General features: G+C 42.1%; 12 protein-coding genes, 2 tRNA genes and 2 pseudogenes. 5 read left to right on the top strand and 11 right to left on the bottom strand.

The genetic code is table 11. The features are described 5' to 3' along the window. Positions 1 to 194: 194 nt before the first annotated feature. From yfaE to ubiG, 4 genes and pseudogenes are all read right to left on the bottom strand, one after another. Complete coding sequence (gene yfaE / locus ACSJJG_RS07105) at positions 195 to 461, bottom strand: class I ribonucleotide reductase maintenance protein YfaE (protein WP_481088920.1); 267 nt, start codon at positions 459 to 461, stop codon at positions 195 to 197. Between the two features lies 1 nt (position 462). Beyond that, positions 463 to 1,594, bottom strand: a pseudogene (nrdB, locus tag ACSJJG_RS07100) (class Ia ribonucleoside-diphosphate reductase subunit beta). A 12-nt stretch (positions 1,595 to 1,606) separates the two neighbouring features. Next, the gene (gene nrdA, locus ACSJJG_RS07095) at positions 1,607 to 3,898 is read right to left on the bottom strand and encodes a class 1a ribonucleoside-diphosphate reductase subunit alpha (RefSeq protein WP_481088919.1); all 2,292 of its coding nucleotides are present in this window, start codon (positions 3,896 to 3,898) and stop codon (positions 1,607 to 1,609) included. 429 nt (positions 3,899 to 4,327) lie between these two features. Further along, the gene (ubiG, locus tag ACSJJG_RS07090) at positions 4,328 to 5,062 is read right to left on the bottom strand and encodes a bifunctional 2-polyprenyl-6-hydroxyphenol methylase/3-demethylubiquinol 3-O-methyltransferase UbiG (protein WP_481088918.1); all 735 of its coding nucleotides are present in this window, start codon (positions 5,060 to 5,062) and stop codon (positions 4,328 to 4,330) included. Between the two features lie 209 nt (positions 5,063 to 5,271). On the opposite strand from ubiG, the gene gyrA reads away from it, so the two are divergent. Both gyrA and rcsC read left to right on the top strand, forming a co-directional pair. Next, complete coding sequence (gene gyrA / locus ACSJJG_RS07085) at positions 5,272 to 7,896, top strand: DNA topoisomerase (ATP-hydrolyzing) subunit A (protein WP_481088917.1); 2,625 nt, start codon at positions 5,272 to 5,274, stop codon at positions 7,894 to 7,896. Between the two features lie 164 nt (positions 7,897 to 8,060). Next, a complete protein-coding gene (gene rcsC, locus ACSJJG_RS07080) occupies positions 8,061 to 10,898 on the top strand; it encodes a two-component system sensor histidine kinase RcsC (protein ID WP_481088916.1) in 2,838 nt (945 codons plus the stop codon). A gap of 81 nt (positions 10,899 to 10,979) precedes the next feature. Here the strand turns inward: rcsC and rcsB are convergent, their stop codons facing one another. The 3 genes from rcsB to rcsD all read right to left on the bottom strand — a co-directional run bounded on the left by rcsB (position 10,980) and on the right by rcsD (position 14,375). After that, complete coding sequence (gene rcsB / locus ACSJJG_RS07075) at positions 10,980 to 11,630, bottom strand: response regulator transcription factor RcsB (RefSeq protein ID WP_047769369.1); 651 nt, start codon at positions 11,628 to 11,630, stop codon at positions 10,980 to 10,982. A 1-nt stretch (position 11,631) separates the two neighbouring features. Further along, positions 11,632 to 11,862: an Hpt domain-containing protein gene (locus ACSJJG_RS07070; protein ID WP_481088915.1), complete on the bottom strand. Its 231-nt coding sequence runs from the start codon at positions 11,860 to 11,862 to the stop codon at positions 11,632 to 11,634. Positions 11,863 to 11,978: 116 nt separating this feature from the next. Next, positions 11,979 to 14,375 carry a phosphotransferase RcsD gene (gene rcsD, locus ACSJJG_RS07065; protein ID WP_481088914.1) on the bottom strand — a complete coding sequence of 799 codons (2,397 nt, stop codon included), beginning with the start codon at positions 14,373 to 14,375 and terminating at the stop codon, positions 11,979 to 11,981. A 211-nt stretch (positions 14,376 to 14,586) separates the two neighbouring features. Here rcsD and ACSJJG_RS07060 point away from each other — a divergent pair. The 3 genes from ACSJJG_RS07060 to tyrP all read left to right on the top strand — a co-directional run bounded on the left by ACSJJG_RS07060 (position 14,587) and on the right by tyrP (position 16,364). Then, positions 14,587 to 14,674 (top strand) — tRNA-Ser (locus ACSJJG_RS07060). Between the two features lie 6 nt (positions 14,675 to 14,680). Next, positions 14,681 to 14,756 (top strand) — tRNA-Thr (locus ACSJJG_RS07055). 462 nt (positions 14,757 to 15,218) lie between these two features. Further along, the gene (gene tyrP, locus ACSJJG_RS07050; protein WP_481088913.1) at positions 15,219 to 16,364 is read left to right on the top strand and encodes a tyrosine transporter TyrP; all 1,146 of its coding nucleotides are present in this window, start codon (positions 15,219 to 15,221) and stop codon (positions 16,362 to 16,364) included. On the opposite strand, the gene ACSJJG_RS07045 is transcribed toward tyrP, so the two are convergent. From ACSJJG_RS07045 to menB, 4 genes and pseudogenes are all read right to left on the bottom strand, one after another. Continuing rightward, positions 16,336 to 16,794: a YfaZ family outer membrane protein gene (locus tag ACSJJG_RS07045; RefSeq protein ID WP_481088912.1), complete on the bottom strand. Its 459-nt coding sequence runs from the start codon at positions 16,792 to 16,794 to the stop codon at positions 16,336 to 16,338. The two genes, tyrP and ACSJJG_RS07045, sit on opposite strands and share 29 nt — an antisense overlap. Before the next feature lie 54 nt (positions 16,795 to 16,848). Further along, positions 16,849 to 18,270: an o-succinylbenzoate--CoA ligase gene (gene menE / locus ACSJJG_RS07040; protein ID WP_481088911.1), complete on the bottom strand. Its 1,422-nt coding sequence runs from the start codon at positions 18,268 to 18,270 to the stop codon at positions 16,849 to 16,851. Beyond that, the gene (gene menC, locus ACSJJG_RS07035; RefSeq protein WP_481088910.1) at positions 18,264 to 19,241 is read right to left on the bottom strand and encodes an o-succinylbenzoate synthase; all 978 of its coding nucleotides are present in this window, start codon (positions 19,239 to 19,241) and stop codon (positions 18,264 to 18,266) included. Before menC ends, menE begins: the two co-directional genes overlap by 7 nt. Positions 19,242 to 19,253: 12 nt before the next feature. Further along, positions 19,254 to 20,110 (bottom strand): annotated as a pseudogene (gene menB / locus ACSJJG_RS07030) (1,4-dihydroxy-2-naphthoyl-CoA synthase). Between the last annotated feature and the right edge of the window lie 12 nt (positions 20,111 to 20,122).

Here is a 20,122-nt window from a genome sequence, read left to right as displayed (position 1 = left end):
GCTGTCTAACACTGTAAGTATTAAATTACCTCCAATCCGTTGTTGCCAACAGCATAAAAGGAACAAACATAGCAATAAAGGTATTTGTTTATTTATTTTTGGAACATCGTGAAGAGGCAGATGGAGAAATGGTGAGGATATAGACATACCGTCGTGATAATCGATATGCCCACGATCAGGAATATTAAAGGAAATTATGGCTCAATTTCAATATCTGTCAGTGGGTAACAGCTACAGGGTAAAATTTCCCCTTCATTAACAAATGCCAGTGGTTTACAAGGATATCCAATCTTGCCCTTCACCAGGCGAACACGACAAGAACCGCAATACCCTTGCCGACATTGGTATTCAAGCTGAACTTTGCCATGTTCCAGTGCTTCCAACAAATTGTCGTGCAAATCTGAAGAGTAATGGATATATAACCCCTGCCGTGACGGCAGGGTAACTTTGTAATCAGCCATATCAGAGTTCGAAACCGCTGAGATCCTCAGTATTGACTTCCGAATCAATCTGACCAACCAAGTAAGAGCTGACTTCAACTTCCTGTGGAGCCACTTGAACATTATCAGAAACCAGCCATGAATTGATCCAGGGGATCGGATTAGAACGGGTTTCAAATGGTAACTTCAAGCCAACTGCCTGCATACGAATATTGGTGATATATTCAACATACTGGCACAGAATATCTTTGTTCAGGCCGATCATAGAGCCATCTTTAAACAAATAATCAGCCCACTCTTTTTTCCTGCTCTGCTGCCTGTACAAACAGATCGTAGCACTCTTGTTCACACTCTTTGGCAATTTCCGCCATTTCAGGATCATCCTGACCAGAGCGCAACAGGTTCAACATGTGCTGTGTTCCCGTTAAATGCAATGCTTCATCACGAGCAATCAGTTTGATAATTTTGGCGTTACCTTCCATCAATTCACGTTCAGCAAAAGCAAATGAGCAAGCAAAACTGACATAGAAGCGGATAGCCTCCAGGGCGTTAACGCTCATCAAACATAAGTAAAGTTGCTTTTTCAATCCACGTAACTTAACGGTAATAGTTTTGCCTGCAACATCATACGTTCCTTCACCGAACAGATGATAATAGTTGGTCATCTCGATCAGATCATCGTAATACGCGGAAATGTCTTTGGCGCGTTTTAAAATCTCTTCGTTCTCCACAATATCATCAAATACGATAGAAGGATCGTTCACGATATTACGGATAATATGTGTGTAAGAACGCGAGTGGATCGTTTCTGAAAACGACCACGTTTCAACCCATGTTTCCAATTCAGGAATGGAAATCAATGGCAGAAAAGCCACATTCGGGCTACGGCCCTGAATGGAATCCAATAGCGTCTGGTATTTTAGGTTGCTAATGAAAATATGCTTTTCATGATCCGGCAATGCGTTATAGTCAATGCGATCACGGGCAACATCCACTTCTTCTGGACGCCAGAAGAAGGAGAGTTGTTTTTCAATCAACTTCTCAAAAATAGGATATTTTTGCTGATCAAAACGCGCCACATTAACAGACTGACCGAAAAACATCGGTTCTTGTAGCTGATCATTTTTTACTTGTGAAAAAGTGGTATAGGACATAGTTTCCTCAAATTAAATCTTACACGCGCCGCCTTCACAATCGGAATCTGCTGATTCAACAACTTCTTCCAGATCACCTTGAACGTCTTCTGCACCATCACGTGTGTTGTGGTAATACAATGTTTTCACACCATATTTGTAAGCGAGCAGCAAATCTTTCAGCAATTGGTTCATCGGAACCTTGCCATTAGGGAAACGCGCCGGATCATAGTTCGTATTGGCAGAAATCGACTGATCGATAAATTTCTGCATGATCCCTACTAACTGTAGGTAACCATCGTTGCTCGGCATTTGCCACAGCAGTTCGTAAGCACCTTTCAGAAGCTCGTAATCTGGTACAACCTGACGCAAAATACCGTCTTTGGATGCTTTTACACTGATATAACCACGCGGTGGTTCAATGCCATTGGTCGCATTAGAGATCTGCGAAGAAGTCTCTGATGGCATCAATGCAGACAAAGTTGAGTTACGCAAGCCATATTGTTGAATGTCACGGCGCAAAGCTTCCCAATCCATGTGCAAAGGTTCGCTGGTCAGGGTATCCAGGGTCTTTTTATAAGTATCAATCGGCAAAATACCTTGTGCATAAGTGGTTTCACCAAACCACGGACAAGCACCTTTCTCTTTCGCCAATTCGTTTGACGCTCTTAACAGATAATACTGCATCGCTTCAAATGTTTTGTGGGTCAGGTTGTTAGCGCTGCTATCAGAATAACGTACACCGTGTTTCGCCAGATAATAAGCGAAGTTAATTACGCCAATACCCAGAGTTCGACGCCCCATTGAGCCTTGTTTTGCGGCGACAATCGGATAATCCTGATAATCCAGCAAGGAATCCAGCGCACGAACGGCCAACTCCGACAACTCTTCCAATTCACTCAGATTTTCGATGGCTCCCAAGTTGAAAGCAGACAGCGTGCACAGCGCAATTTCACCATTTTCATCGTTAATATTGTCCAGTGGTTTAGTTGGCAATGCAATTTCCAAGCACAGGTTCGATTGACGCACAGGTGCAATAGCCGGATTAAACGGGCTGTGAGTATTGCAGTGGTCTACGTTTTGGATGTAAATACGGCCTGTTGAAGCACGCTCTTGCATCATCAAAGAGAACAATTCAACCGCTTTAATGCTCTCTTTACGGATACTGCTGTCATTTTCATACTGAGTGTACAGGCGCTCAAATTCTTCCTGATCTTCAAAGAATGCATCGTACAAGCCCGGAACATCAGACGGGCTGAACAGAGAAATGTCTCCGCCTTTAATCAGGCGCTCATACATCAGTTTGTTAACTTGTACGCCATAGTCCATGTGACGAACACGGTTACCTTCAACACCACGGTTGTTCTTCAGTACCAGCAGGCTTTCAACTTCCAAGTGCCAAAGCGGGTAGAACAGCGTTGCTGCACCGCCACGAACACCACCCTGGGAACACGATTTCACCGCCGTCTGGAAATGTTTGTAGAATGGGATACAGCCTGTGTGGAAAGCTTCACCACCACGGATTGGGCTACCCAATGCGCGGATGCGCCCCGCATTTATGCCTATGCCGGCACGCTGGGAAACATATTTAACAATCGCGCTGGATGTCGCATTGATAGAATCCAGGCTGTCACCACACTCAATCAGGACACAAGAACTAAATTGGCGAGTGGGTGTGCGAACCCCCGCCATGATTGGCGTTGGCAGCGAAATTTTAAAGGTAGACACTGCATCATAGAAACGACGGATATAGTCCAAACGCGTTTCTTTTGGATAAGAGGAAAACAGGCATGCAGCAACCAGCATGTAGAGGAACTGGGCACTTTCGTAAATCTCGCCAGTCACACGGTTTTGTACTAAATACTTCCCTTCCAACTGCTTGACCGCTGCATAAGAGAAATTCATATCACGCAAATGATCAATAAAACTATCCATTTGCTCGAATTCTTCTTTGGCATAGTCTTCCAGCAAATGTTTGTCGTACTTACCCTGGTTGACCATTTTTACGATATGGTCATACAGCGCAGGTGGCTCAAACTGACCATAGGCTTTTTTACGCAGGTGGAAAATAGCCAGGCGTGCCGCCAGATACTGATAATCAGGAGCATCACCGGAGATCAGGTCAGCCGCAGCTTTGATCATGGTTTCATGGATATCCGATGTCTTGATGCCATCGTAAAATTGAATCTGGGAACGCAGTTCTACTTGTGACACTGAGACATTTTTCAGACCTTCAGCAGCCCAGGTAACAACCCGGTGAATTTTATCAAGATCAATTTGTTCTTTATGTCCATCACGTTTGGTAACTAGCAGACTCTGGTTCATGGGGAAATACACCTTCTCTCTTTTCGTATCCCGCCTATATTGTTCCTTGACCTCTTGACAGCACGATGCCCCCAAGATGGCTGAGAGCCAGTTGGGGCTTAACTACAATTCACTGTTGTTTTGCTACTGCTTATTGCGACTTGCTACTACAGACTTACTACATCACAAGTTGCTACTACAAGATGACAAGAAACACAATATATAGGGGGTAATTAAAACGGTAATAACAAGATAATGTTATTTTCGGGTTTTATCAAGTGTACAAGATCGAGAAGTTTTGTGGATAACTTGAGGATTAATTTTGGCAAAAAGCCGATAACCTGCGTAGTTACTTGATGTTACTTTCATAAGGCTATCGGCGAAACAGGGAAAATAAAATCTTAAAAATAATATTTAGTTGCTGTTTTATTAATCCCTTAACTGTCTTTGTCAGACAGATCGAGTATGCAACATATAATTCACGTCTACATTATGTCCAAGTCGAAATTTGTCTGTTAATGGATTGTAATGTAAACCAATAATATGTTGCTCTTTCAGCGTAGTCTTATCTATCCAACTGATCAGTTCAGAAGGGCGAATAAACTTTTTCGCATCATGTGTTCCTTTTGGCACCATGTTCAATATATATTCAGCGCCAACAACTGCCATCAACCAGGCTTTTCGGTTGCGGTTAATCGTTGAAAAGAAAACATGACCACCCGGTTTGACTAATTTGGCACAGGCATGAACTACAGACTCTGGATCGGGCACATGTTCAAGCATTTCCAGGCAAGTCACAACATCATAAGCATGTTGGTGTTGTTCTGCGTGACTTTCTACCGTTTCCTGAACATAAGAAACGGAAACGCCGGATTCCAATGCATGCAAACGGGCAACTTGTAGGGGTTCAAAACCCATATCCAACCCTGTCACTTCCGCACCTTCACGCGCCATGCTTTCCGACAAGATACCGCCGCCACACCCAACATCCAGCACTTTTTTGCCAAAAAGGCCATCAGCATGTTGCAAAATGTAGTTCAAACGCAGTGGATTGATACGGTGCAATGGCTTGAATTCGCCTGCAAGATCCCACCAACGAGAGGCAACGGCTTCAAATTTTTCGATTTCCTGCTGATCCACATTGGCATGGGATTGAATGTGTGAATCGGGAGTTTTGACGTTCATCAGCAATATCGCTCCTAGGAACTGCTTCACAGCAAACTGGTTCACAGCAAACTGGTTCACAGAAAATGTAACAGTATTATGGGGATGTGTGATAGGAAACCATTATACATGCCTTAATCTTGAAATACCCGTGTCAGATTTTTATAAAACTGCCATTTTGTGGTATAATTCTAAGCCTTTGAATTCGGAGTATGAGGGACAGTGGCTCCATGAGCGACATTGCCAGAGAAATCACACCGGTCAATATCGAAGAAGAGCTGAAAAGCTCGTATCTGGATTATGCGATGTCCGTTATTGTTGGACGCGCACTGCCAGATGTTCGTGACGGACTGAAGCCAGTACACCGCCGCGTACTTTTCGCGATGAATGTATTGGGAAATGATTGGAATAAACCTTATAAAAAATCTGCCCGCGTAGTTGGGGATGTTATCGGTAAATACCACCCACATGGTGACAGCGCTGTTTATGACACGATTGTTCGTCTGGCACAACCATTCTCCATGCGCTATATGCTGGTTGACGGTCAGGGGAACTTTGGATCAGTAGATGGCGATTCTGCGGCAGCGATGCGTTATACCGAAGTGCGCATGGCAAAAATTGCCCATGAATTGCTGGCAGACCTGGAAAAAGAAACTGTCGACTTTGTGCCCAACTATGATGGCACAGAACAAATTCCCGAGGTAATGCCAACTCGTATCCCCAATTTACTGGTGAATGGTTCATCAGGGATTGCCGTCGGTATGGCAACCAACATTCCACCTCATAACTTATCTGAGGTGATCGATGGTTGCCTGGCTTACATTGATGATGAAAACATCAGCATTGAAGGCTTGATGGAATATATCCCGGGTCCTGACTTCCCGACCGCTGCTATTATCAACGGACGCCGTGGCATTCAGGAAGCCTACCGTACAGGTCGCGGTAAAATTTATATCCGTGCCCGCGCAGAAATTGAAACTAATGAGAAAAATGGCCGCGAAACCATTATCGTCAATGAAATCCCTTATCAGGTCAACAAAGCCCGCCTGATCGAAAAGATAGCCGAACTGGTAAAAGAGAAGCGCATTGAGGGGATCAGTGCACTGCGTGATGAATCCGATAAAGATGGAATGCGCATCGTTATCGAAGTAAAACGTGATGCTGTTGGGGAAGTTGTCCTGAATAACCTGTATTCACTGACCCAATTACAGGTTTCATTTGGTATCAATATGGTTGCCCTGCATCAGGGACAGCCCAAGTTACTTAACCTGAAAGATATTCTTTCTGCTTTTGTTTGCCACCGCCGTGAAGTCGTTACACGCCGGACGATTTTTGAACTGCGTAAAGCTCGCGAACGGGCCCATATCCTTGAGGCATTGGCTGTTGCCCTGGCGAACATCGATCCTGTTATCGAATTGATCCGCAGAGCCTCCACACCTGCGGAAGCGAAAGCCAGCTTAATTGCCCAGGCGTGGGAATTGGGTAATGTTGCCTCTATGCTGGAACAAGCGGGCGACGATGCTGCCCGCCCTGAATGGCTGGAACCAGAATACGGTATCCGTGACGATAAATATTACCTGACCGAACAGCAAGCACAGGCTATTTTGGATCTACGTCTGCAAAAACTGACCGGTCTTGAGCATGAAAAACTGCTTGATGAGTATCGTGATCTGCTGAAAGCTATCGCGGAACTGTTGTTCATTTTGGAAAACCCAGAACGCTTGATGGAAGTCATTCGTGAAGAATTGCTGGTTATCAAAGGACAATATAACGATGCCCGCCGGACTGAGCTGACTGAGAATTCAGCAGATATTAACATCGAAGACCTGATTAATCAGGAAGATGTTGTCGTGACACTGTCCCATCAAGGATATGTCAAATATCAGCCACTGTCCGATTATGAAGCTCAGCGTCGTGGCGGCAAAGGCAAATCAGCCGCACGTACCAAAGAAGAAGATTTCATTGAGCGTTTACTGGTAGCCAATACCCACGATACCATCCTTTGCTTCTCAAATAAGGGCAAGATGTATTGGATGAAGGTCTATCAATTACCGGAAGCGAGCCGTGGAGCCCGCGGTCGCCCAATCGTCAACCTGCTGCCATTGGATCAGAATGAGCGTATTACAGCTATTTTACCCGTGCGTGAATATGAAGATGGGCTGAATATCTTCATGGCAACAGCCAGTGGTATTGTTAAGAAAACCAGGCTCAGCGAATTCAGCCGTCCACGCAGTGCCGGTATCATTGCCGTGAATCTGAATGAAGGGGATGAGTTAATCGGCGTTGACCTGACAGACGGCAGCAATGAGGTCATGCTGTTCTCTGCAAAGGGTAAAGTGGTTCGTTTCTTTGAAGAAGAGGAAGAAACGCTGGAAGACGGTACGGTTCGCGTAAAAGGTGTACGTGCAATGGGACGCACCGCAACTGGGGTTCGTGGTATCAAACTCAGTGAAGGTGATAAAGTTGTTTCCCTGATCATCCCTCGTGGGCAAGGAGAAATCCTGACCGTCACTGAAAATGGTTATGGCAAGCGTACTGCCGAAAGCGAATACCCGACGAAATCGAGGGCTACCCAGGGGGTCATTTCCATCAAAGTCAGCGAACGTAATGGCAATGTGATCGGCGCAATTCAGGTAGAACCAACTGATCAGATCATGATGATTACGAATGCAGGAACATTAGTACGAACCCGTGTTTCTGAGGTCAGTGTTGTTGGCCGCAATACGCAAGGTGTCACCCTAATCCGCACAGCCGAAAACGAACAAGTCGTTGGCTTGCAGCGCGTAGCTGAGCCAGATGACGATGATGAAAATGACAATGTAGCGGTGCCTTCTGATGAACGGAACAGCGAATAAAAAGACCGTGAGTTAAAAGAGAAGCAGGCATTTAAGTGCCTGCTTTTTTTGTTCAATTTTTTGACGAAGAATTAGCAAGATACAAATGCTGCTTTGTATTCCCTGCTACACTAGTATATGCTGTGAACAGTTATTTTTAATCATATATTTCATCAGGCGATCTCTTGAGATATCTATCTTCTTTTCGGACGTCATTAAAGATATCACGTTATCTTTTTCGGGTGCTTGGATTTATGCTATGGGCGCTTGGAGCCTTATTAACCAGCTTTTATTTAACAAATCTTTTTAATGCACTCAAATCAGATATTCGTCAAGAATATAATGCCAACTATGATATAGCCTTTTCTCACATACGACATATCGCCAATATCCTGCGAGATATTCAATTTATGGCGGAAAAACATTTATCACAAGACAATGATAAGAATCAAACCATCGTATCACATAATAACGATGTCCTCTCGTACATTCCTTTGAATGAAAATTCCGATTGTGAACTATTACATAAAACCACCCATAATAATTTATATTCATTAGATCAGTTGATCGCTTTTTGGCGAGATAATATTGCCGCTATACGCAGTGTAAATCAGGCTTTTTTCATTGGAGTAAAAAGCAAATGCATGGTGAATTTTTTCCCTCATAACAATATCATAGAGCCTAATGCACTAAAAAAAATGATCGACGAGAATACTCGCAGGTTGATCAACATGAGGGAACAAAACAATGAAAGAACGCTCTTTTGGATCCAGCCTAACCCAAAAGCGGATGGGGGTAATCTTTATGTTTTTACGCCCATTTATATTAATGGTCACATGACAGGGATTATAGGTATCGAAAAATCTATCAGATTAGAAACTTTTTTACAAAGAAGGGATCGACCTGTCACCGTCATGATGTTAAACGAATCAAGCCATCCCGAATTGCAATTTTCGATAAAAAATAATAATAAACCCCTCGTTATAAATCCGCATTCGCAACCGATGTATTTTGGTTACGATGAAAATTTTACCAGCCTGGTCTTAATGCGGAATTTATCCCCCTCTTCATTACGCATTATCTATTCGATACCGCTAAAACATATTTACGATGAACTAAAAGTCAGTGTAATTAATGGTATCATCTTGAATATTATTTCTGCGATTGCGATTATCTTTTTCGTTTGGCTGTTTGAACGTAAAATGTTTTCTCCAGCTGAAGAGAATGCTATTCGCCTTGAAGAACATGAGCAGTTTAACCATAAAATTGTCGCCTCTGCACCTGTGGGGATAAGTATTTTAAGGATCAGTGATGGCGTTAACATCTTGAGTAATGAGTTAGCACATAATTACACTCGAATGTTGACGCATGAAGATCAAAAACGCATTGTCGATATCATTTGTGATAAAACCAGTAGCTATATTGATGTCGTCACCAGTAACAATAATCACTTGCAAATTAGTTTCGTACACTCACGTTATCGTAATGAAGAAGTCGCAATCTGTGTACTGATAGATGTCAGCGCTCGTGTAAAAATGGAAAAATCTTTGCAGGAAATGGCCTCAGCAGCAGAACAAGCTAACCAGGCAAAATCAATGTTTCTTGCCACAGTCAGCCATGAACTGAGGACACCACTTTATGGCATTATTGGTAATCTAGAGCTGATGCAATCTCATACATTACCACCAGAATCTACCCGATTGCTGGCAACAATGAATAATTCATCATCACTATTGCTGAAAATCATCAGTGATATTCTCGATTTCTCGAAGATAGAATCCAAGCAATTGAAAATTGAACCCAAGGATTTCAGTTGCAAAGAGATCCTGTCACATGTGATTTCAAACTACCTTCCCCTGGTTGTCAAAAAAGGCTTAGGCTTGTACTGTTATATTGAACCAGATATCCCTGATATCATCCGTAATGATCCTGTAAGGTTACAACAAATTATCTCCAATTTACTGAACAATGCGATCAAATTCACGGCATCTGGCTACGTTGTCATTGAAATCAGCTCAAGGCATGGCTATCTATATATCAGCATTAAAGATACCGGGCTTGGAATTGAGGATAAATTACAATTTCAATTATTCGAGCCTTTCTTCCAAATCAGTGCCAATAAAGAAAGTTCCTCACAAGGTACAGGATTAGGGCTGGCTATTTGTGAAAAACTTATTAATTTGATGGATGGTGATATTGAATTCATCTCACAAAAATATGTTGGCAGTATCTTTACTATCCGTCTCCCTTTATATGGTGTGAAATACCATGCCAAACAATTATCCAACCAGCGGACACAAAAGAGGATTCTGTTAAATATTTGCAATGATTTTCTGGAAAAATATCTACAAAATTTTCTTACACAAAATCATTTCCAAGTTGCCCTCTATGACGAAAGCCAAGTAAATGGCACAGAAATACTAATTAGCGATCGAGCTAATAAACCAAACATTTCTGTATGTTACTTTATAGAAATATCAGAGGAACATATCGGTTTGCCAGAACAAATTAGAGAAAATTATTGGTTATATAACACTTATGAACTGAATGAACTGGATAATATGCTGGATAATCTCCTGGCAGAACAGGCTCTCTTGCCAGGTATTTCTGTATCAACAATCCCTGTTACAGATAAAACAGTCCAAACTGATATTTGTTTAAATACAGTTAAAGTATTGGTCGTTGATGACCACCCTATTAATCAGAACTTACTGGCCGACCAATTAAACTCAATAGGGTTTAGTGCATCAATGGTTAATGATGGTATTGAAGCCATTGAATATCTTAAAAACAACTCACCAGATATTATTCTAACGGATGTTAACATGCCAAATATGGATGGATATGAACTTGTCCAATACTTAAGGGACAAAGGTTATACCAAACCCATTATCGGCATTACTGCCAATGCACTGGCAGAAGAAAAACAGCGTTGTACTAATGTGGGCATGAATGACTGCCTGTCAAAACCTGTAACATTGGCTATATTAAAAGAAACATTAATTAAATACAGCGATATTTAAACTCATACATATTGAGCTATGAATGATGGAAAATCGGTAGCAGCAGTTACCGATTTTCCATTAGAAAAGATAACACATTGGTTAGTTACCAATATCTTTATCGATAGTGACAGAAGATAAATAGTTAAGCAATGCAATATCGTTATCGACCCCCAGTTTTATCATGGCGGATTTCTTCTGGCTACTAATTGTCTTAATACTACGATTAAGTTTTTTGGCAATATCAGTAACAAGAAAACCGTCAGCAAATAAACGCAGGACTTCACTCTCTTTAGGAGATAAACGCTTATCCCCATATCCATTAGCATTAACCTTTTCAAGTAACTTAGAAACACTTTCAGGCGTAAACTGCTTCCCCGTTTGCAAAGCAGAAAGTGCTTTAGGTAAATCTGTTGGTGCTCCTTGCTTTAACACGATTCCCTCAATATCAAGCTCAAGTATAGCACTTAAAATAGCCGGATTATTGTTCATTGTAAGAACAATGATTGCCAATGTTGGGTAATGACGTTTAATATATTTTATCAGGGTGATACCATCACCATATTTATCCCCAGGCATTGACAAGTCTGTTATGAGAACATTTGCTTCTATATGTGGCAAGCTATTAATGAGCGTCGTTGAATTTTCAAATTCACCGACTACATTAATCCACTCAATTTGTTCAAGTGACTTACGGATGCCAAACAAAACGATGGGATGGTCATCGGCAATAATGACATTAAGGTTATTCATATTATTGGTTACCTTGCTGCAACAGCTTTGTGACAAAGGAATCAATGAGGCTGATGCTACTTTTGATTTCTACTTCATTATTGTCTGCTATGTGTTTTTCCAACGCCTCACATGATGACCTAAGAAATTTTAAATCCAACACAGCAAACGCACCCTTAAGGCGGTGTACCGTTTGCGAAAGTGATATCAAATCATGTCGTTCTATATCTGTATACAGTCTGGTGATATCCATAGGTACTGTCTCTATAAACAATTTCCTGTAGTCACTGTCTGCCAACTGCGTTTGATAAATTTTGAGGATATTGCAAATACTGCTATCAACATTCTCAAATAAATCAACACCTTTAGCTAAATCACCTGCTGATTTAGAAATTCAGGAATTTCCCTGATTTCATCTAAACTGAAATTTTCTTCGATCAGAAACGATATTGCATTGATAATATCATCAGCAAGATTGTAATTGCACTGAACCATTCCCGGCTTCAACTGCTTCAATCCTGCTAAACTTCCCACTAATATTATAGTTGGTTTTTCATGTTTGTACCGCTTTTCCTCTTTATACAGCTTATCCGTAAGGATAATATCGTATTCTTCCGTAGTGCCTTCTTTTCTTTTATCAAAGTATGTAGCACCATAATTATTGAGATAAGTATGGACGATTTTGCTGATCTCAGGGTTATTAATATCAATTAAAATCGTGATCCCTTCCAAAAGTGGGGGCGTTTCGCTATTTTCATCTTCATGCTGCAATAGGGGCAGATTGATAACATAATGTGTTCCCAACCCCAACTTACTTTTAATATCAAGGCTTCCTCCCATTCTTTTGCTCAACTGATTACATAAATAAAAAGTCATGCCAGAATTTGTAGAGTACTTATCTTCCACGGATTGGTTCAGAAAAGGATAAGTTAAGCTGGTTAAATCTCTTTCACTTAAACCAACGCCACTATCTATCAACTCAATCTGAATATGGTTATCATATTTACCTGAACCATTAACAACCAATGATATTTTACCATAGCTGGTCATCGTTATTGCATAATTAAACAACAATGTAACAATTTTACTTAATGCTACCCTATCCCCGATGAATAAAGACTCACGAGAAATATTAAAATGATAATAAACTCTCAAACCTTTGGCATTTAATATAGGTAAAGAGATTTTCAAAATATGTTCCAATTGTGAAGATAGGGAAAATATTTCACTTTCCGGCTGCCAATCGCCCAGCTCCAACTCATTGAGTAATGAAATATTTTCAACCCATTCGGTGATATATTTTGATTTATCTAATAACCTATCTAATAACTTTTGCCCATTTTCATCTTGTGATAATTGCTTCAATTGGTTGGTAATATCATTAATATTGCTAATAGGATATTTTATTTCATTATTAATATTTGAAAGCATAGAACGCCTAATCTGAATGCTTTTATCATATTCACGATGAGCAAATTGCAATCGTTTATTTGCCATGACTTCCTGATCTTTGTCTTGTAGTAAAAATAGGTAAGTTTCTGGTAATAAGCTATTGTTATACATTTTTACTTCATAAACCGCTTCGTCAATGGATGTCTGAATTACACCATGATGTTGTTGTGCCACCGCTCTGACTTTATTCAAATCCAGATAGGGTATTAACTGCTCCGCAATTTTATTAATTATCATTATCTGATTTGATTCAAAATCATAAACCACGACTCCAACAGGAACATTGGAGATAATATCACTATTTAGGGCATTCTTAATTTTCAGTTCATGATCCATAGAAGCATTCGGTGCAATATATCGCCTACGAATATAAAACAACCCGCTTAAAGAAAACAGAAAGAAAAACAATATTGAAAGCAAAAGCCATACATTCCTGAACAACAAATCTACAATCAGTACCTTCAGTGGGACTTGATAAATCAATTTATACGGCATGACATCAAGAGGCTGAGAAAATTCTAGCCAAAAGCCGTTTAATGAAACCTCAGCTTTATCGGAAGCTTCAGGCTCATGTAAGTTGATCGCATTCACACGGAAGTTTGCGGGTGGCATATCAACCGGCAAAAGGTTATTAATGGGTAAATCAAAAGCAATAATGGTGGTTAATTGCCCTGTTGCATTAAATGCAGCTTTATAGGTGTAGAAATAAATATTTTCACCACGTAATACATTAATAGAGGAAATGCTCTCTTTTTCCTCCAAAGCAGAAGATTGATCCAACATCTCGGTGCGTTTGGTTTCAGAATTCAGAGTCAGATAGCTCTCTTTGAACCTGATTTCTGGTTTTAGAATCGGATAGGTTGTTATCAATAACAAATTATTATCCTGCCCATTGAGGTAGTACATGGATAAGTATTCATTATGAGCACCCCAGAGAATATCCAAATAGCTAGATAAATGCTCAGCAAGTTGGACACTCGAGTCGTTATATTGACCAAAAATAATGGCATCAACAGTTTGATAACGATTTTCTAGCCAATAGACATCGGGACGCAATTTAAACAAGGGCATATTCTCCTGAGAGGAGATTGGCAGCGTATTTGACTGTTCAAAAATATGACTTGCATGGTAACGATAATCTTTAATCTGCAATCTCATCTTAGCGGTTACACTACTGATAGCATATTTTTTCTCCATCAGCCAAATATCAAAATAGTTATACCCGAATAAAAATAGAGACGTAAAAAGCAAAGTAAAAAATAACGCGTAAAAACGAGGAATAGCAGATGGCTTGATAGGTGGTTGTTTATACATTCTTTGGATGGTTGCCTTTAGTATGAATATATTTTGGTCAATGCGACATCAACCCGTCGATAAATAAGCCAGTGTACTGCGCTTAATATTAGCAGGTTAGCGAATGAAAAGGCCATTACAGATCGAAGATTGAGCAAACAGTAAAAAAACACGATTTTTTTTCTTTAGGGGCTAGACACATCAAAATGATATAGGCATAATCTCGCGCCATGGAAGGATGGCCGAGCGGTCGAAGGCAGCGGTCTTGAAAACCGCCGATGGGAAACCATCCTAGAGTTCGAATCTCTATCCTTCCGCCAAATTTCGCCGGCTTAGCTCAGTTGGTAGAGCAACTGACTTGTAATCAGTAGGTCACCAGTTCGACTCCGGTAGCCGGCACCATACAAGAACCCGTTATTTCCCGTAACCAACCGGTGAAATAGCGGGTTTTTACTTTATATACCCAATTTAAAATCTTCCGCATATATTCCCCTTCTATCTTCTCAATTTTCTCCTTTATTGACCTGATTAACTAACCTCTCATACCCAAGCTATAAAGTTATTTAACATACTAATAAATCATGTTACCAGACAAAGAAGTTTCTGATTGTTTTTTAACTTAGTATGTTTCTATTTTCTCTTAGAATTACATAAATAATACATTTTAGTAACAAATTATAAGCGCCATCCAATGTGTAATTATTTATTTACATTATGTGTACCATAGATTTGACAGACATAAATCAATCCTTTAACCTGCGAGTCTTATAACTTTTTCTCAACATATTCAGAAATGAGGATCGCGTGAAAAATCGCACTATTGGCAGTATTTTTATCGTTGCTGGAACGACGATTGGTGCAGGGATGTTAGCAATGCCATTGGCAACGGCAGGTGTGGGATTTGGAACTACATTTGCTATGTTAGTCATCCTGTGGGCTTTAATGAGCTATACAGCACTCTTGCTCGTGGAAGTGTATCAACATAATAAATGTAATACTGGGTTAGGAACTATCGCAAAACGCTACCTTGGGTTAGGTGGGCAGGTGTTGACTGGTTTCAGTATGCTTTTCCTTATGTATGCCCTGACAACAGCTTATATTAGTGGTGCGGGTGAGTTACTGGCGACTTCCCTTTCTTCTTGGTTGGATAAACCGGTTTCTGTCTCTGCCGGGATCAGCATTTTTACTATTATTGGTGGTGGGATAGTCTGTATTGGAACCCAATCTGTCGATTTTATTAACCGCCTGCTGTTTACTGCTAAAATTGTTTTTCTGATAATCGTACTCGGCGTAATGATGCCTCATGTTGATAAAATCAACCTGATCTCCATGCCCATTGAGCAAGGATTAGCACTCTCTGCCATCCCGGTCATTTTTACTTCATTCGGATTTCACGGTAGTGTGCCAAGTATCGTTGCCTATATGGGAGGAGATACCAACAAGCTACGGAAAATCTTTGTTATCGGTAGTGCCATTCCCCTGTTAGCCTATATTCTGTGGCAATTAGTAACGCTCGGGGCTATTTCTTCAAATACGTTTGTTGGCATTCTTGCGCAGGAATCTGGCCTGAATGGATTATTGAAAGCAGTCAGAGAAATTGTCGCTGCACCTAAAGTAGAGTTTGCCGTTCATCTGTTTGCCGATCTTGCGCTAGCCACCTCATTTCTCGGTGTTGCCCTGGGGTTATTTGATTACCTTGCTGACCTTTTTAAGCGCCGCAATCACGCCAAAGGGCGTTTACAAACAGGGTTAATGACTTTTGTTCCACCACTAATATGTGCTCTGTATTACCCTAATTTTGTTATGGCACTGACATTTGCGGCGGTTGCGCTCTCCATTCTCGCGCTATTATTGCCGTCCCTGTTGGTTTGGCGTAGTCGTGAAGAAAATAAGGAAGGTTATCGTGTCAAAGGAGGTAAACCTGCATTAGTCTTTGTTTTCCTGTGTGGACTCGCCGTTATTGCCATTCAAATTGGCATTGTCACAGGTCTACTGCCAAACGTGGGGTAACGTTATCCTGTCTGAGGTTATTCGCATCAATATTAATGCGGATAACCTTGCAACATTTTCGTCTAATTAAAAACGCAAACCGGCACCAACATAAAAACCATCGGAAATAAAGCCCTTTCGCACCGACGTTTGCAGCTAATGGACCAAATGGCAGACCGAAGCCTAAACCTAAACTACCTAGCTGGCCATTGTGATCACTGCGAGTCCAGTTACCTGTCAGAGACAGACCGGCATATTTATCACCAATCCCCACTGATGTGCTTGTGCTGTGTTTTCCCAGCTGAGCATCTATAGAGAGAGCATTTGCTGAGTCAGCAATAAAAAGCAAACTCGCGGCGCCAATAGTAATAAAGCCTTTCATCATCTTGTCCTTTAATTGGTAACTGCCCATATGGGCTAAGATATTGTACTCAAACCAACGTGGTGACATAGATCACAAAAGCAAGAAAATGTTTAGATTTATAAAGATATGTAAATAACGTTACTATTTATGATATTTACTATTTATTTCCGTTATCCATTGCTTAACTTGTTGGCGCGAAACCTTTATTCCTCCATTTTTCAGTTGTGCAGGTAACACATAGCAGACAACAGGCCGCTGAAAAGCCGCAGTTTTATCCGCAAGCCAATCAATCATTGTTTCTGTTAGCGCAGGATATTGAGTTTCAATTACCGCGACTGGCCGATGACCGAATTCAATATCAGGAATAGGAATAACAAAACTTTGTTCAATTTGAGGGTGTTGATTAATGATCCGCTCAATATCTTCTGGCTGGATACCCTCACCCCCACTGAAAAATTGGTTGTCGAGACGCCCTAAGATCCGTAATTCCCCCCGTTCAAATACGCCTCGGTCCCGTGTCGAAAACCATCCTTCATTATCTGCCAATGGCTGCAATTCCCCGTTAAACCAATAGCCATTCGCAATACTATCAGCGCGGATCTGAATTTCTTCATCGACTAAGCGAATGGATTTTCCAGGAAGTGGATTGCCTACCCCAGGCAGCCCATCAGCGCGTTTTGCACAAACAGTTGATGCCATTTCTGTCAGTCCATAGCCACACCAACAACGAATACCCAGTTCCTCAGCTCGTTGAGTCAGCGACGTTGGTATCATAGCGCCTCCCAATAACACTTCTTTTAATGTCAATGGATATTTATGGGGTTGTTCCAGCAAACGCCACAGTTGAGTAGGCACAAGTGATGCATGGGTACAACCAGACAGCGCGCGATCCAGCGGATATAAATTCCGCAGCACTAATGTTGCTCCTGTTTGTAACCAACGCCAAAGGATCCCCTGACCTGAAACATGAAACAGGGGCAATGACAGTAACCAACTATCATCTGGCTGAAAGTCCATGCGGGAAAGAATGCCTTGTGCACTGGCCAGATGAGCACCAATGGAATGTACCGCAGCCTTGGGCAACCCAGAAGAGCCAGAGGTCAGGATCATGCTGGCAGGACGTTGACTTTCCCACTCCACCAATAGGTTGTTTTTTGCCCGCCAATCATATTGGACCGGAAACTTTTGTTGCCAGTCAAGTATCTTAACTGGCATAACATGCGAAGGTGAGTCCGTGAAATCCACCCCATAATCCATATTGAGATGAGGCAATAACTCCGCCAGCAACCGATCAGGTAACTGAGGATTAAGAGGTAACGCTCTGGCACCACATCGCAGGGCAGCCAGGTAACATAACAGAAGTTCCGCGCTGTTCTTGCCTCTCAGGATCACACCACTACCTTCCACAACGCTCTGTTGGTGGAAATGGACAGCAATAGCATTGATTCTTTGCGTTAATTGATGCCAGGTTAGTTGCTCATCATCTAACTGAATGGCCTGTTTTTCAGGTAAGGCCGCAGCCCAATGCTGCCACGGCCATTGAGTCCACTCTCTTACTAACATTTATGACTCCACACCATAGTCAGCTTATCCAGCATGACACATGGAATATGACTATCAGGCCAACAACGGATAAGTTGTGACTGGATAAGATCCAAAGTATCCAGGCCCGGAAGTGAATCAGGTGTGAGCCATTGAGCAAGACGAGCCAATTGTGTCAAACCAAAGCTACTTTCAATGCTGGAGCTAATCACTGCCTCTAACCCTAACTGATGTGCCTCGGTAATTAATTGACAGCAACGGTCAATACTGCCTGTCAATGTCGGTTTGATGATAATAGCAGAGACGCCCTCCTGAGCTTCTACTGTAAAACCGGCTTCTCGGACACTTTCATCCCATGCAATGGCGATGCCCGTTTCACGAGCAAACGCCAGAGATTCTTCACGGGTTTTGCAGGGTTCTTCAATAAAAGCAATTCGGTGCCGATAATCTGGATTGACATACTTAGCGAAACCCTCTGCTTTTGTGCGTGTCCAACTGCGGTTAGCATCTAATCGCAACCGGAGATCAGGCACCGCCTCGAGCATTACATTGACGACCATGCCATCCCGTACGGCTTCATACAGCCCAATTTTCACTTTGGCAATCTTCTGGCCTGTCATACTTCCCAAACGCAGAATCACATCATCGGGATCGCCCGTACATAACGGCGCCTTGCAATAATTGGCTGTTTCAGGCAACGCTCCCTGTAATTCAGCCAGTGCACAGCTTATGCCAAACGCAACGCAAGGAAGATCGCTCTCTTCTGGCTGTGTACCCAGGCACCATTGTTGCAGCCATTCCACCGCCGACGCTTTAGCTTGTTCAGGCGTTTCATGGCTAAATTCAGGCAATGGGGAAATTTCACCCCAACCGTCTTGTCCATTTTCCTGCAAGTGCACCAAAAAACCGTCACGGGTTTTCAGGCGCTGATAACGCAGAATAATGCCTGCCTCCATGGGCAGGCTGAATAGGTACAACGTGGCTTTACGCATAATGGAGACAACTTACGGATTACGCTTGAACTTACTGAAATCAGGATGGCGTTTTTCGTTGAACGCATTACGCCCTTCCTGCCCTTCTTCGGTCATGTAGAACAGCATGGTAGCGTTGCCCGCCAACTCCTGTAAACCCGCCTGACCATCACAATCTGCGTTCAATGCCGCTTTCAGGCAACGCAACGCCATTGGGCTGTTTTCCAGCATTTCACGACACCAGCGCACAGTTTCTTTTTCCAATTCGGCATAAGGCACGACGGTGTTAACCAGTCCCATATCCAAGGCTTCTTTGACATTGTATTGGCGACACAGGAACCAGATCTCGCGCGCTTTTTCTGTCCTACGATCCGCGCCATATACGATGCCCCCCAACCGCCATCGAAGGAACCGACTTTAGGGCCTGTTTGACCGAAAATGGCATTATCCGCTGCAATGGTCAAATCACACATCAAATGCAGGACGTGGCCACCGCCAATGGCATAGCCAGCAACCATGGCAACGACAGGTTTTGGACAGGTACGGATCTGCCGCTGAAAATCCAATACATTCAGATGGTGTACTCCGCTGTCATCTTTATAGCCACCATAATCGCCACGGATTTTTTGGTCGCCTCCAGCACAAAACGCTTTTTCCCCCATTCCCGTCAGAATAATCGTACCAATTTCCTCGTCATAACGGGCATCTGCCAACGCCTGAATCATCTCTTTGACTGTCAGGGGACGGAACGCATTACGTACCTGCGGGCGATTAATCGTAATTCTGGCAATGCCGTCTGTGGATTTATGGTAGAGAATATCTTCAAACCCTTGGGAACAATCTTGCCATTCAATAGAGGCATACAATTTTTCTTCGCTTGGGTAACGCATTATTGTGTTTCC

This window comes from Xenorhabdus sp. SGI 60 (assembly GCF_056632175.1).
This window is presented reverse-complemented; position numbering and strand designations above follow the sequence as displayed.

Bases quoted from the DNA above. Each gene is read 5' to 3' on its own strand.
- yfaE (WP_481088920.1), bottom strand. From the start codon at position 461: ATGGCTGATTACAAAGTTACCCTGCCGTCACGGCAGGGGTTATATATC.
- nrdA (WP_481088919.1), bottom strand. From the start codon at position 3,898: ATGAACCAGAGTCTGCTAGTTACCAAACGTGATGGACATAAAGAACAA.
- ubiG (WP_481088918.1), bottom strand. From the start codon at position 5,062: ATGAACGTCAAAACTCCCGATTCACACATTCAATCCCATGCCAATGTG.
- gyrA (WP_481088917.1), top strand. From the start codon at position 5,272: ATGAGCGACATTGCCAGAGAAATCACACCGGTCAATATCGAAGAAGAG.
- rcsB (WP_047769369.1), bottom strand. From the start codon at position 11,630: ATGAATAACCTTAATGTCATTATTGCCGATGACCATCCCATCGTTTTG.
- ACSJJG_RS07070 (WP_481088915.1), bottom strand. From the start codon at position 11,862: ATGGATATCACCAGACTGTATACAGATATAGAACGACATGATTTGATA.
- rcsD (WP_481088914.1), bottom strand. From the start codon at position 14,375: ATGTATAAACAACCACCTATCAAGCCATCTGCTATTCCTCGTTTTTAC.
- tyrP (WP_481088913.1), top strand. From the start codon at position 15,219: ATGTTAGCAATGCCATTGGCAACGGCAGGTGTGGGATTTGGAACTACA.
- ACSJJG_RS07045 (WP_481088912.1), bottom strand. From the start codon at position 16,794: ATGTCACCACGTTGGTTTGAGTACAATATCTTAGCCCATATGGGCAGT.
- menE (WP_481088911.1), bottom strand. From the start codon at position 18,270: ATGTTAGTAAGAGAGTGGACTCAATGGCCGTGGCAGCATTGGGCTGCG.
- menC (WP_481088910.1), bottom strand. From the start codon at position 19,241: ATGCGTAAAGCCACGTTGTACCTATTCAGCCTGCCCATGGAGGCAGGC.